Raw genomic sequence first — 14,449 nt, forward strand, 5'->3', positions numbered from 1 at the left:
ATGCATATTCTCTTTCGGGAAACACATGATCTGGATGGGCAGGCCGTGGCTGAAGACCTCGCCCACGCGCCAGCCGATCTTGTCCTGCTGTCGTTTTCCGAGAGTGACCTGCTGGGCCTGCGCGATGTGCACAGGGCGTCAGACCCCAGTTTGCAGGTCGCCACCCTGTCGCGCCTGCGTCATCCCCTGTCGGTCGATCTTTATCTGGAGCAGACGATTGCCCATGCACGTTGTGTGGTGGTGCGCTTGCTCGGGGGTACCGAATACTGGCGTTACGGCGTGGATGAACTCAGGCTCGTCTGCCGGGAGAAGGCCATTCCACTGGCCTTCATCACCGGCGAGGCCACGCCGAATACCGCACTCGAAAGCCTTTCGAGCATCGCGCCCGCCCAGTGGGCCCGGCTCGACAGCCTGTTTCGCGAGGGCGGAACACGCAATCTGCGCTGTGCGCTCACCCTTATGGGGGCTATTGCCGGATTAAATGCGGATGACGGGGCCGAGGCCGAAAAGCTGCCTGAGGCCGGAATTTACCGTCGCCTGAACACGGACGTCTCCAGTCGGGCTCTGGTCGTGTTCTATCGCGCCCACCTCCTTTCTGCCGATCTCGATGGGATCGATGCGCTGGCAGAGGCGATCGCAGCCGCCGGATGCGGGGTCGATCTGGTGTATGTCTCGTCCCTTCGCGCGGCCAAAGTCGTGCCTTTTCTCGACCGGTGGCTAGTGGACGAGCCCCCCGACATCATTCTGAATGCCACGTTCTTCGCCTCGCGTGGGGATGATGGCGCGGCATCGGTCCTTGAGGCAGCGGGTGTGCCCATCGTCCAGCTGCTCCAGCCGGGCACGACGCTTGAAGGATGGCGCAAGGCCGCCCGGGGGCTGTCACCGTCCGATCTTGCCATGCAGATCGTCCTGCCCGAATTTGACGGTCGTCTTTCAGGGGCACCCATATCGTTTCGCGATGAGGCACCGCCCGGCCTGCCAGCCCGGCGCGTGGCTTATGCCCCCGGTATCGCGCAAATTGTGCGCCAGATGCAGGGCTGGTTGCGTCTGGCAGCCGAAACCCCGGGCGAGCGGCGTCTGGCGCTGGTTCTCTCCGATTATCCCGGCGCTGAAGGGCAGGCTGCCCATGCTGTGGGTCTGGACAGTTTTGCCAGTGTCGAGGCCATCGCCACCATGCTGGCCAGTGCAGGATACGACGTGCCACCTCTCGTCGCGTCAGAACTGCCAGACAGATTGTGCCGCGCCGAACCCACTCTCATCATGAGTGCCGACGCTTATCGGGCGGCTTTCGACACCCTGCCTGAGCTGTTCCGGCAAAAAGTCATTACGACATGGGGGATGCCCTCTCAGCCGGTCAGTGTGCGCTTTTTGCGCGTCGGCGCCCTCATTCTCGCCCTCCAGCCCGGTCGTGGTGAGGAGGCTGACCGCAAGGCGCAGTATCACGACCCCGATATTGCGCCCTGCCATGCCTATATCGGCTTCTATCTCTGGCTGCGTCGCATCGGCGATATCAGTGCAATGATACATCTGGGCACGCATGGCACGCTGGAATGGTTGCCCGGCAAGGCTGTGGCGCTCTCACCAGAATGTGCCCCCGCTGTGCTGCTGGACGGGGTACCGGTCATCTACCCTTTCATTGTCAACAACCCCGGTGAAGCCGCTGCGGCCAAGAGGCGCCTCGGTGCGGTGATGATCGGTCACATGACCCCGCCCGTGCAGCGTGCAGGGCTCGACAGCGCCATGGAGTCCCTCGAACGCCTGATTGACGAATATGCCGAGGCAGACGGGCTGGACAAGCGACGCGGCACCATGCTGCGCCGTCAGATTCTCGACCGGGCTGCCGATCTGGGAGTGCTGGCCGAAAGCCATTCAGGCGCTGCGGGCCAGGAAGGGGCCGACGGGCGCAATGTAGGCTTGGGGACGCCTAGAGATGATCCGGCGGATGAGGCTGAGGCGCTGGCGCGGCTCGATGCCTATCTGTGCGACGTCAAGGACCTCCAGATACGTGATGGCCTGCATGTTTTCGGCTGTACGCCGCCCCGTCATGATACGCTGGTCGCGATGCTGTCCGAAACAGCCTATGTCCCCCCCGAGGCAGTACGGGCGCGTTTGGATGTCTGTCCCGAGGCCGAGCGTCTGGCTCTTCTGGCGGCGCTTGACGGCTGTTTTATCCCCCCCGGCCCCTCGGGCGCACCCACACGCGGGCGTCTGGATGTGCTGCCGACAGGCCGCAACCTGACAACGACCGACCCGCGTATGGTGCCCACGCGGGCCGCCCTGCTTCTGGCCCATCGCACGGTCGAGCTTTTGCTGGCACGGCATATCCAGGAGGAAGGCGAAAACCTGCGTCATCTCGTGCTCGATCTGTGGGGCAGCGCCACGCTGCGCACGGGGGGAGAGGATATGGCGCTGGCTTTTCTGCTCATGGGCGTTCAGCCCCGGTGGGATGCCACAAGTGGCAGGCTTTGCGGCTTCGAGATCGTGCCGCTCACCGTGCTTGACCGGCCCCGTGTGGACGTCACCTTGCGTATATCGGGGCTGTTTCGCGATGCGTTTCCGGGGCTGATCGATCTGTTCGATCAAGCCTCACGTGCCGTGGCCGCACGTGCCGAAGACGCGGCGTGGAACCCGCTCATTCTCGACCCTGACAGCTCGCGCATATTCGGTGCGGCACCGGGGGCCTATGGCACAGGACTTGAGACGTCACTGAGCCAGGGGGGCTGGAAGGACAGGGACGAGCTTGGCCGTCGCTATCTTGAAGGGTCGCAATGGAGCTATGGCGGCGGTCGGGAAGGCGTCAGGGCCGGGGCGGAGCTTGCAAGTCGTCTCGGCCGGGCAGAGGTCGTGCTGCACATGCAGGACCATGCCGAGACGGATCTGCTCGAAAGCGTCGATATGGCAGCGCATGAAGGCGGGCTTGGTGCCGCAGCGTCCAGCCTTGGGAATTCACCGATCCTGCTTCATGGCGATACCAGCCAGCCCGATACGCCCCGGCTGCGCGATGTGGCGCAGGAAGTGGCGCGTGTGACGCGGGGCAGACTGGCCAATCCGCGCTGGATTGCGGGCATGATGCGCCATGGCTATCGGGGTGCTTCGGAAATGGCGCGTGGTATCGCAGCGCTTCAGGGCTGGGCGGCGACCCTGCCCACACGGCTGGACCGACAGATCGATCTCGCCTTCTCGGCGCTGCTGGAAAACGAGGAATGTGCCGCGTTTCTGGAGGCCCATAACCCGGAGGCGCTATCAGACATGAAGCATCGTTTTGCCGATCTGCTGGATCGCGATCTGTGGCGGCCGCGCAGCAATGCCGTCGCAAGAGTGCTGGCGAGCGACGATGAGCCTGTCTGATCTGCGAAGAGGGCAACCCCGGTTCAGCACGCCTGCGGTTCTGATGAGAAAGGCTATGCTCATGAACGCATCCATCATGAGGGAGAGTCCATGACCCGTATGCTAATGGTGGCAGCCCCGCGCTCCGGTTCGGGCAAGACCACGCTCACCTTGTCGCTCATAGCCGCCTTCCGGCGCAGGGGGCTGAAGGTGCGGGCGCTCAAGACAGGCCCCGACTATATCGATCCCGCGTTTCATCAGGAGGCATCAGGGGCACCCTGCGCCAATCTCGATAGCTGGGCGATGACACGAAGCCAGATGGCCGCAGGGCTGGCTCAGGCGGCGGAAGAGGCGGATCTGGTCATCGTGGAATCGTCCATGGGGCTGTTCGATGGTCTCCCCCTTGAGGACGGCGCGCGTGGGGCCGCCTCCGATATCGCCTCGCTTTTCGCCATGCCGGTTCTGCTGGTGCTCGATGCGAGCGGGCAGGGACAGACCGTGGGTGCCATTGCACAGGGGATGGCTGGATGGATGCCTGATGTGCGCATTGCCGGTACCGTTCTGAACAATATCGCTTCGGACCGTCATGAAAGGCTCTGCCGCTCCGCCTTGCGGCATCCCCCGCTGGGCGTGTTCCGGCGCGACAGGGGTATCGTGCTGCCGGAGCGACACTTAGGTCTGGTGCAGGCGCGCGAGCGTGGCGATCTGGCTGGTTTTTTTGTTGCTCTGGCAGACAAGGCCGAGGCCGAGCTTGATCTTGACGCCATATTCGACATGGCTGCGGTGTATCGCCCGGCTGCCCCGCCGGACAGGACTACACTCAGCCCCCAGCTCAAGTCTCCAGGGCAGGTTATCGCTCTGGCTGATGATGCTGCCTTTTCCTTCCTTTACGCTCATCATGCCCGGACATGGCGCGAGGCCGGGGCGGAAATCCTGCCCTTTTCGCCCTTAGCCGATGAAGCGCCACCGGAGCACGCGGATTGCTGCTGGCTGCCGGGTGGGTATCCGGAATTGCATGCGGCGGCACTGGCAGCAGCCAGCCGCTTCAGGGCAGGCATGACGCGTTTTGCGGAGACACGACCGGTCCATGGCGAGTGCGGCGGGTATATGGTGCTGGGCGCGGGTCTCGAGGATGCATCGGGCACGACCCATTCCATGCTGGGGCTGTTATCGCATCGGACCTCCTTCGCACGCCGCAGGATGGTGCTCGGCTATCGTGAAGCGCGGCTGTGCCATGATGGCGTGCTCGGCGCGGCCGGACAGGTGCTGCGTGGGCATGAATTTCATTATGCGAGCGTCACGGATCTTGGCTCGGACGAGGCTTTCGTGACGCTGCGTGATGGGGAGGGGCAGGATCTGGGCGAGGCGGGAAGCCGACGTGGTCTGGTTTCAGGCACGTTCTTTCACATGCTGTCTGGTCCCAGACCGTCGTCAGACAGGTGACACCGGCTTTTTCCATGCTGCTGGCGCGCCACCCTGCGGTGCAGGTGGCGGCGGGGCTGTGTTACGGGCGGCTGGACGTTGATCTGGCCGCGGGTTGGCAGGACTGTGTCGCTGGTTGGCAACGTATCTGGTGCGACGGAATAACCGCGCGATCCTCCGGCACGACGGGGGCTCCTTTGCCCTCTGAAATCCGGGTGTTTCATGCGCCCGCATCACGTTGCGCGCTCTCTGCTCAGTTGCTGGTCAAGGTATCCGGACAGGGTGCTCAGGCAGGGCAGAGGCCGATGGCGTGTGAGAGCGATTCCCGTCTGGCCGAGCTGGATTTTGGTGCCTGGGAGAACCGTCTCTGGTCAGACGTGCCGCGCGATGCGCTGGATGAATGGGCGGCCAATCCGATGGGCTATGCGCCGGGTGGGGGCGAAACCGTGCAGGCGCTGTCGCACCGTGTGACGGGTTTCTGGCAGGAGCGCATGGCAGCGGCTCAGGATTGTTGCATTGTCACACATGGTGGCCCGTTACGCGTGATGCTGGCGCTGGCAGAACGCCGCCCTTTCGAGGTGTCAGACCCGGCCCCTGCACAGGGTGCAGCAATTCTGTTGCATTTTTTCAACAATACAGGTGAGTTTGTTGCGCAAAAGCCGCCGATCCGTTGACAAACTGCAACAGACAAATGAGGAGTGATGCAATCCTGAATCAACGGTAAGGTTTGTCATGCTGTTACGCTCCCATACCCTCCTGCCATCAGTTGCGCGCAAGGGGGTGTTTTTCCTCATTGCCTCGACGTGTCTGATGTCCTGCGGAGGGGAGGCGCTGGCGCAAACAGCCTCTGCAGATCCCGCGAGCAGCATGGCGGCCCCGGCCAAACAGGCGGCCACCCATGCCGGCAAGAAAAACGCGCTGCGCACGCGCCAGTCTGCCCCGGTTCACGCTGGCGATGCCGATGGTGGCAGTGAGGCCATCGTGGTGACCGGCACGCGCGAAATTGGCAAGAAGGCGCGTGATTCCATCGCGCCGCTCGATATCGTGTCGCACAAGCAGATTGCCGCCACCGGGCAGGGCACGCTGCGCGATGCGCTCTCGCTTCTTCTGCCGTCGCTCACCACCCCGACCGCCGGTTTCGATGCGGGTGCGATGACGGACACGATCAGCCTTCGTGGCCTGAACCCTAACGAGACGCTTGTTCTGGTTGATGGCAAGCGCCGTCACAACACGGCCAATATCTATTCCAACCCTGGCCCGCAGCAGGGCTCGACGGCATCTGACATCGATATGATCCCGATGTCGGCGATCGACCATGTGGAAGTGCTGCGTGATGGGGCCTCCGCCCAGTACGGATCGGATGCCGTGGCAGGGGTGGTGAACATCATCCTGAAGAAGCAGGCGCGTGGTTTTCACGCCCAGAACATTACCGGCATCACGTCAGAGGGCGACGGTTTCCAGCAGGGTGTCTATCTCGATGGCGGAGCCGGTCTGGGCTCGCGCGGCTTCGTGCATGTCAGCGGGGATTTCGTCCATCAGGATCACACCTATCGCAGCGCTGCCGATAACCGCACCGGCACGTATCAGAACAATATCCTGAGCCAGCCGGAGCAGACGCGCGAGAGCGTTTCCGTCAATGCAGGCTATGATCTGACGGACAACATCCAGCTTTACGCGCTCGGCACCTATGCCCATCGCTATGCGCAATCCTACCAGAACTACCGTCTGGCCTCATCGCTGAATGCCTATCCCGCCTACAAGGCGATCTACCCCTGGGGCTATTCGCCGGTCGAGACGCTCAACGAAAACGACTATGAACTCAAGGCCGGCATCAAGGGTGATTTCCGTGGCTGGCACTGGGACGTGTCGAGTGTCTATGGCCGCGATTACGACGATATCGGGCTGATCAACTCGGTCAATCTCTCGACCAACAAGGCGACGGGCGCCACGCCGACCTCATTCAATGTCCAGGGTTTCAACAACCAGCAATGGACGAATGATTTCGATTTCAGCCGCAAATTCACGTTCAGCGGCTGGCCGCATAGCGTGAACTTCGCCGGTGGCGCGTCCTATCGCTATGAAGGCTATTCCGTGGGAACGGGGTCGCCAGGGTCGCTCTATGGTAATGGCTCCGATGCTCTGGCGGGTACCAATCCGGGCAATGCGGGCAATTACAGCCGCGATGTTGCGGCGGGCTATCTCGATATCTCGACCTATCTCGCCAAGGGACTGCAACTCGACCTGGCCGGGCGGTACGAGCACTATACCGATGTAGGCAACACCCAGAACGGCAAGGTCTCGCTGCGTTATGACATCACGCGCCGTATCGCGCTGCGTGGCACGATCAGCAATGGCTTTCATGCGCCGACACTGGCCCAGAAATACTACTCGGCCCTCAATATCTCGCCGACTGCAGCGCGTGGCCTGATCGGTGCGGGCTCACCCGGTGCGCTGGCCAATGGCTCGTCTGGCCTGAAGCCGGAGCGTTCGACCAATGCCGAGGGTGGGTTTATCGTCGAGCCGATCCGCAATCTGCATGTCACGACAGATATCTACCAGATCAACATGCGCGACCGGATCATGCCGGGGGGCAATATCTCGGGTGCAACAGCCATCAGCGCCATGCAGATGAACGGCTTTGCGCTGCCCGCGGATATCAGCACATGGAACCAGAGTGCGATTACGGCCAACTGGTTTGCCAATGTGGCCAGCACCCGCACACAGGGTCTGGATATCACGGTCACCTATCTGACGAAGCTCGGCGCCTATGGTCGTATCGACTGGGATGCCGCGATCAACCTCAACCGCACGCGTCTGTCGCATCAGGCGAGCAACCCCGTCACGGGCGCGCCGCTGCTCAATGCAGCGTCGATTGCCTATCTGACGACGGCCTATCCGCGCAGCAAGATCATCTTTGGTGGCAACTGGACACACGCCAAGTGGATCGTCGGCTTGCACGAGATCCGCTGGGGCCAGACAACCAACCAGCTGACCTATTATGCGCCGGGCCCTTATCAGTTCAGCACGACGCATTTTCTGGAGTACCAGAACAAGCCGAAATGGACGACCAATCTGGATGTGTCCTACCGCATCACCCCGCGCTGGACGGCCACGATCGGCGGCAACAACATCTTCTCGGCCTATCCCAGCCGCGTGCCTGACGGAAACCGCTATCTGGGTGCCCCGCAATATTACATGAGCACGTCACAGCTCGGCATTAACGGCGGCTACTACTATTTCCGCGTGAATTACGATCTCTGAATCGGCGATTAACGCGACGGCCCCTCTGCTGCGACCGGCTATGCCGGTCCAGCAATGATTTGTCATGAGGGCTTTGCATCAGATTTAACGGTGTTTTTTCCCCGTCAGTGGTGGTCTGCTCACGAAACCGGCATAAAATGACGACTCTCAGGGTCCAAAAAACCTGTCAGTTTTCTTAAAAGACGGTCATCTGTTCACAGGGAGCTTGAGCCAGACATTGTCTTCTACCGTCCTGCGCTTCTTTTCCGCCTGCCTTGCCGTTTCCTGCCTGACCCCCGTGGCTCACGCACAGCAGTCGACAACGGCCATAGCATCCGCACAGACCGGCCCTGCCGTGGCAGCGAACGCCGTTCCTGCACCCGCCGGGCTCGGTGCGGTCAATGCGGGGCAGCAGCCCTCTGCCCTGACCCAGACATCGCTATCGGAGTTGCACAAGGACACGACGGTCGCCCCTCTGCCCAAGCCGGAGGCAATTTTCGTCAATCCTCTGGGCATCAATGCCTGGCTGCGTGAACGTGGCATTGCGATCCTGCTCGACAACACGAATGAGATGTCGGGCATGCTCAATGCCCCGACAAAAGGCCTTGGTCTGCGCCAAGGCGCCAGCAATGCCGGTCAGTATTCGATGGAAAACGATATCGACTGGGAGCGTCTGGCAGGCTGGACCGGATTCTCGACTCATGACGTGATTGTCGGGCGTTACGGTATTCCCGCCAGTCGCATGTTCGGGGACAATCTGAACCCCAGTCAGGAAATCTATGGCGGCGGTGGTAACGTATTCGTCCACCTTGTTTACGCCTATGGCGAAGAGACCATGTTCAACGACCGCTTCGATGTCGCAGCGGGGCGCATGTCCTTCCTGTCAGATTTTTCGGCCAACCCGCTTTACTGCAACTTCATGAACAATGCGTTCTGCGGTAATCCGAAAGCGTCGAGCGATAACACCGCCCATGCCTCTTATCCCGACGCCAACTGGGCAGCCCGCTTCCGCCTGAGACCGACCGACAACACGATCTTCCAGTTCGGTGTCTATTTCACCCAGACACAGGCCATTTACGGCAATGCCCAGATGCGCACGGGTTTCAAGTTCAATGGCGCGACGATCGATGGCGAGGCCATGCCGGTCGAGTTCATCTGGGAGCCGCGTTTTGGCCATGACCATTCCCTGCCGGGCCATTACAAGGCGGGCTTCGCCTATGACACGGCAGACCACAAGGACAATTACTACGACGGCAACGGCAATCCCTTCGCCCTGAGCGGGCTCAAGCCACGCGATGTGCATGGTGCCTGGGCCGCCTGGGGGCTGGTTGACCAGATGGTCTATCATCATCCCGGTCAGGCCCCTGATGCCGGTGTGACCCTGATCGGGGCCGCCTATTTCAACAAGGCCCAGACACAGACCCGCGCCGATCAGCTTTCGTTTGGTGTGCTCGATCGCGGGTTCTGGAAGTCGCGCCCGCTCGATGCGGTCGGTGTGAATTTTTCATGGACTCATGTGTCGGACGATCTGACACGCTCCCAGCGTCTGTACGCGGCGCAGGGCCTGCCTTTGCCCAATGGTTCGCTGTTCCCACAGACCAGCGCGTATGTGGTGGAAGCGATGTACCAGATCCATGTGCTGCGCGGTGTCACCTTCGCGCCTGACTTCCAGTATTATTTCAATCCGGGTGGCCAGAAACAACTGCGTAATCAGGCCATGCTCGGCTTCAAGAGTCACATAGAAATCTTCTGAAAAATACCAGGGGGCAACCTTGCCCCTCTCTCGATTGTTGCAATGGCCCGACGAGACTGCATGGCCGTCGCTACGGCCTGTCAGCTCAGCATGATCGAGAGAGAAGCGCCCATGACGCACGACCTTCCCGCACTGGCCAGGGAGCTCTCTCCCGCAGGGCCCCTCGACGGGTTCTGGCCAATCGAGGATTATGCAGCCCTCGGCGACGGCCGTTGTGTGGCGCTGCTGGCGCCCGATGGCAGTGTGGACTGGCTCTGCGTCCCCAATATCGATTCACCTCCGATGTTCGATCGTCTCCTGCATCGTGCGGGCGGTTTTTTCCAGATACGCCCTGTCGGCGCCTACAAGGCCACGCGGCGCTATCGTGAGGACAGCAATGTTCTCGAGACCCTGATCGAAACCGAAACGGGCACGGCCAGACTTACTGAATCTCTCAACAGTACCTTCGCCGGGCGTCTGCCCTGGACCGAATTTGCACGGCGTATTGAGGGGCTGACGGGGCGCATGACATTCGTCGTGCGTTTCCGGCTCGGCACGCGCTGTGGCACTGTCGCGCCCTGGATCCAGACCACACAGAACGGCAATATCTTCCATGTGGGGTCCGTGCTCGCCCATATGGTGCACACGCCCAACATGCGCATCCTCCGCGAAGAGGATGAGGCCATCGAGGCCGAGATCGTGGTGGGTGAGAAAACCCACGCCCTCGTGGCGCTGGTCGCGACCGAAAACGAGCCTCTTGCCGTGCCGAGTGTCGAGGAGATCGACGGGCGTATCGAGACCAGCGATGAGGCGTGGCGCAGCTGGGACAACACCCTGCATTATGACGGCCCCTATCGTGAGCAGGTGCGGCGCAGCGCGCTGGCCCTTAAGCTGCTGCTTTATTCATCGAGCGGGGCTATTGCGGCGGCAGCCACGACCTCGCTGCCCGAACGGCTGAAAGACGGCAAGAACTGGGATTACCGTTACGCCTGGATACGCGATGCCGCCTATGTGGCGAATGCCTTCCTGCGGCTTGGCGCGGTGGCCGAGGTCAAGGCCGCACTGGCCTGGCTGGTGCATCACCTCGGCGAATCAGGCCCGATGGTGATGTATGGCCTCTCGGGGCAGAGTGTCGATGACGAGATTGTCTATGACGAGGTTGAGGGCTATCGCGGCATCAAGCCTGTCGTGAGCGGCAACCGCGCGGCGGGCCAGCATCAGCATGGTATTTATGGCGATATCTTCGAGACGGCGGCGCTGTTCGTCTCGCGAGGCAATCTGCTCGACCAGAAGACCGCCGTGCTTCTGGCCGATCTCGCCGATCGCTGCGCCGATCACTGGCGTCAGAAAGACGCCGGGATCTGGGAGCTGACCGAGGACCAGCACTACACCATGTCCAAGATCAGCTGCTGGCAGGCGCTGGATCGTGCATGCCAGATGGCCGAGCGTGGGCATCTGGCGAAGGACCGTGCGCCGCGCTGGGCACGTGAGAAAGAGCGTATCCTGGAATGGATCGATCGTGAGTGCTGGTGCGACAGGCGCAAGGCATATCTATTCTACCCCGGATCGGACGGTCTGGACGCCTCAATCGCGCTTGCCGTGCCCTTTGGTCTGGACAGGCACGATCGTATGCTCTCGACCCTGCGTGCGATACGAGAGGAGCTTGGCCACGGGCCGTTTTTGTTCCGCTATACCGGCATGCGTGAGGAGGAGGGCGCCTTTCTGGCCTGTAGCTGCTGGATGGTCGAGGCGCTGTATCTCCTGGGCGAGAAAGATGAGGCTGAAAAGCTGTACGCCAATTTCCTCGAACGTCTGCCAAGCAATACCGGCATCATGGCCGAGATGATCAATCCCGAAACGGGGATGTATCTGGGCAACACGCCGCAGGGGCTGAGCCATCTCGGCGTCATCCACGCAGCCTGTGCGCTTGCAGGCAACAGGATGAAGGCTTTCGATTTGTCCTGAGGCGGGCACGTCACCGATCGGATGGGTCGTTCACGCTTCGATTGGCGCTGGACGGCTCACTTTCACGGCCTCGCATCCTGTCGGTTCGTCAGCGAGCCTGATGCAGGAGCAAGATCGGACTGACCGTATGCAGGGGAGAATCAGTCGCGCCCCGTAAGGCTCCATGCCTTGCGGGCAAGTGTCAGCGCGTGCAGACGGGCTGCGGGGGCATAGATCGGCGCGCTGATCATCAGTTCATCGGGCGCGTGGCGGGACATGAATTGCTCTATACCCTCAGCGACCCGCTCACATGTGCCAATCAGGCTGGTGCCCTGCATCGTATCGAGTTGCGCACTGACCTCTCGCGACCAAGGGAGATCTTCTGGCAGGACAGGGGGCAGGATGCGTCCGGGTTTGCCCTGACGCAGGGCTGCCACGAACAGGCGCCGTGACGTGGCAAGGTAATCGGCTTCTTCTGCTGTGTCGGCGGCAATCACATTGACCGCAAGCATGACATAGGGTGTGGCCAGATGGGCCGAAGGCTGGAAGTCGCGACGATAAAGCGCGATCGCCTGCTCCATCATCTGCGGTGCAAAATGCGATGCAAAGGCGAAAGGCAGCCCCAGCGCCGCAGCAAGCTGCGCCGAGAACAGCGATGACCCCAAGAGCCAGACCGGCACGTTCGCTCCGGCGCCCGGCGTGGCCACCACACCATTGGCGCTGCCTGCTGGCGAGAGATAGGCCATGAGCTCGAGCACATCATCGGGAAAGCGTTCGGCGTGGTCGATATGACGCCTCAGCGCACGCATGGTGCGTTGATCTGAACCCGGTGCCCGGCCAAGCCCCAGATCGATGCGTCCGGGAAAAAGCGCCTCAAGCGTGCCGAACTGCTCGGCGATGACGAGCGGCGCATGGTTGGGCAGCATGATGCCCCCCGCCCCAATACGCATTGTCTGCGTGGCTGCGGCCAGATGGCCGATCACAACGCTCGTGGCCGCTGAGGCAATGCCTGGCATGGCGTGATGCTCGGCCACCCAGTAGCGATGAAAGCCAAGGGCCTCCGCGTGAACTGCCTGATCGCGGGACTCCATAAGGGCCTCCCGAACCGTGCCGTCTTCGCGAATGAAGGAGAGATCAAGTACTGAGAGCGGTGTCATGATCCCGATATGGGATGCTGTCTGGCCCTCTGAAAGCCCCCCGGAGCGATCCGGGGGCGCAGCCTCGCGGCGTATCAGATCAATCGCGGGGCGCGTAACCGACGGGCTCTGGCCTCGGATCAGGCCTCGTGGGGCTTGTCGCCTGGCTTCCGGTCGCTTTCCTCGACCAGAGTCTCGATGGCAGGGCTGGGGTTGGGGCTGCTGCGCGTATAGATCGGGGCAGGGGCGGCGCTATGCGCTGCTTCCATGAAGCGGTCGGCCAGCGCGCCATAAAGCGCGTGCTTGCAGATCATGCGCGAGACACCGAAAGCGAGAAAGGACGTGGCCATTAGCGCAAGCGTCACCTGCTGGTTGTCGCACATTTCCATGACAATGACTGTCGCTGTCAGCGGGGCCTGCACTACGGCAGAGAAATAGGCCACTGTACCCAGCAGCACTACGGCGCCAGCGGTTGTATGGGGCAGATATTGCGCGATCCAGCCGCCGATTCCGGCACCAACGGACAGGGAAGGGGCAAAGAGGCCGCCCGGAATACCCGAGCAATAGGACACGACGGTCGCGATGAATTTCAGCACGAAGAACGATGCCGGATAATGCTCCGAGCCGTCGATGATGGCGCGGGCCTGGGTATAACCTGTGCCATAGGTTGCGCCGTGCGATACCAGCCCGAGAAGCGCCAGAACCAGACCGCACAACGCCGCGAAGGCAACCGGTCGTGCCTTGATCAGCGCCCCGATGCGCCCCGGCAGGCCTTTGGAGAAGCGGATGAGCAGGGCCGAGAATGTCCCGCCTGCAATCCCCCCTACGATGCCGCAGGTCAGCACCGCAATCCAGGCTGTGCCAATGGGGACATCGACATCCGTATGCCCGAAATACGAGTAATTGCCGACGAGAGCGATGGCCGTCACACCGGAGAGCACAACACCGGTCAGCATGGTGCCCGATGTTTTCTGCTCGAAGGAGTGCGAGAGTTCCTCAATGGCAAAAACAATCCCTGCCAGAGGCGTATTGAAGGCAGCCGAAACACCTGCGGCACCGCCAGCAAGAATGGCGCCGCGACGGGCTGCCACGTTCGAGATGCCAAGCAATCGCGAAAAGCCGTGCATGATCGCGGCGCCAACCTGCACCGTAGGACCCTCGCGGCCGATGGATGCGCCAACGAGCAAGCCAAAACAGGTGAGGATGATCTTTGCGAAGGCGATGCGCAGCGAGAGAACACGATTAACGATCGAGAAGTTCTCGATATGCAGTGTGGCGATGGTCTGGGGGATACCACTGCCTTGCGCACCTGCAAAAAAGCGACGGGTGAGCCAGGTTGAAAGGGCCAGACCCGCGGGTACGACCACCAGCATGACATAGGGATCCCAGTGCAGCAGACGGCCTCGGGCGCGGGCGGCCCAGTCCGCCGTACCCGCGAAAGCGACAGCCACGACGCCGACCAGAACGGCGCCCAGCCAGTAGGTAAGGGTGCGTCGCCATTGCGTGGTGGTTCGGCGCGCAGAGCGGCGCAGATGCAGAATCCGGTTCTTTTGCCGCAAAGCGGTGCTGGGGCGCATAGGTTCTCGCCTGGCTGAGGGTCAGGAAGCCCCGACCGATGAGGAACGCTCCTGCCAGCACCCCAGGCGAC

The 14,449-nt window shown here is 61.9% G+C and carries 8 protein-coding genes; 6 read left to right on the forward strand and 2 right to left on the reverse strand.

What is annotated here, in order from left to right; translation table 11 throughout:
* From cobN to ED655_RS03835, 6 genes are all read left to right on the forward strand, one after another.
* Window positions 1-3,348: a cobaltochelatase subunit CobN gene (cobN, locus tag ED655_RS03810; RefSeq protein ID WP_122049068.1), complete on the forward strand. Its 3,348-nt coding sequence runs from the start codon at window positions 1-3 to the stop codon at window positions 3,346-3,348.
* A 90-nt stretch (window positions 3,349-3,438) separates the two neighbouring features.
* A complete protein-coding gene (locus ED655_RS03815; RefSeq protein WP_122049069.1) occupies window positions 3,439-4,770 on the forward strand; it encodes a cobyrinic acid a,c-diamide synthase CobB in 1,332 nt (443 codons plus the stop codon).
* A 14-nt stretch (window positions 4,771-4,784) separates the two neighbouring features.
* Complete coding sequence (locus tag ED655_RS03820; RefSeq protein WP_122049217.1) at window positions 4,785-5,423, forward strand: histidine phosphatase family protein; 639 nt, start codon at window positions 4,785-4,787, stop codon at window positions 5,421-5,423.
* Window positions 5,424-5,559: 136 nt separating this feature from the next.
* Window positions 5,560-8,010 carry a TonB-dependent receptor plug domain-containing protein gene (locus ED655_RS03825; RefSeq protein ID WP_205835986.1) on the forward strand — a complete coding sequence of 817 codons (2,451 nt, stop codon included), beginning with the start codon at window positions 5,560-5,562 and terminating at the stop codon, window positions 8,008-8,010.
* Window positions 8,011-8,215: 205 nt separating this feature from the next.
* On the forward strand, window positions 8,216-9,742 hold the full coding sequence (locus ED655_RS03830) for a carbohydrate porin (protein WP_122049070.1): 1,527 nt from the start codon (window positions 8,216-8,218) through the stop codon (window positions 9,740-9,742).
* Between the two features lie 111 nt (window positions 9,743-9,853).
* The gene (locus tag ED655_RS03835; RefSeq protein ID WP_122049219.1) at window positions 9,854-11,686 is read left to right on the forward strand and encodes a glycoside hydrolase family 15 protein; all 1,833 of its coding nucleotides are present in this window, start codon (window positions 9,854-9,856) and stop codon (window positions 11,684-11,686) included.
* A gap of 140 nt (window positions 11,687-11,826) precedes the next feature.
* On the opposite strand, the gene ED655_RS03840 is transcribed toward ED655_RS03835, so the two are convergent.
* Complete coding sequence (locus ED655_RS03840; protein ID WP_122049071.1) at window positions 11,827-12,822, reverse strand: LLM class flavin-dependent oxidoreductase; 996 nt, start codon at window positions 12,820-12,822, stop codon at window positions 11,827-11,829.
* Window positions 12,823-12,941: 119 nt separating this feature from the next.
* Window positions 12,942-14,378 (reverse strand): chloride channel protein, encoded by a 1,437-nt coding sequence (locus ED655_RS03845; RefSeq protein WP_122049072.1) that lies wholly within the window; start codon window positions 14,376-14,378, stop codon window positions 12,942-12,944.
* Between the last annotated feature and the right edge of the window lie 71 nt (window positions 14,379-14,449).

The organism is Asaia bogorensis (genome assembly GCF_900465345.1).
In the GTDB taxonomy this organism is placed as follows: Bacteria; Pseudomonadota; Alphaproteobacteria; order Acetobacterales; family Acetobacteraceae; genus Asaia; species Asaia bogorensis_A.

Coding starts and splice junctions, on each gene's coding strand:
- ED655_RS03825 (WP_205835986.1), top strand. CDS start 5,560: ATGTCCTGCGGAGGGGAGGCGCTGGCGCAAACAGCCTCTGCAGATCCC.
- cobN (WP_122049068.1), top strand. CDS start 1: ATGCATATTCTCTTTCGGGAAACACATGATCTGGATGGGCAGGCCGTG.
- ED655_RS03815 (WP_122049069.1), top strand. CDS start 3,439: ATGACCCGTATGCTAATGGTGGCAGCCCCGCGCTCCGGTTCGGGCAAG.
- ED655_RS03845 (WP_122049072.1), bottom strand. CDS start 14,378: ATGCGCCCCAGCACCGCTTTGCGGCAAAAGAACCGGATTCTGCATCTG.
- ED655_RS03820 (WP_122049217.1), top strand. CDS start 4,785: ATGCTGCTGGCGCGCCACCCTGCGGTGCAGGTGGCGGCGGGGCTGTGT.
- ED655_RS03840 (WP_122049071.1), bottom strand. CDS start 12,822: ATGACACCGCTCTCAGTACTTGATCTCTCCTTCATTCGCGAAGACGGC.
- ED655_RS03835 (WP_122049219.1), top strand. CDS start 9,854: ATGACGCACGACCTTCCCGCACTGGCCAGGGAGCTCTCTCCCGCAGGG.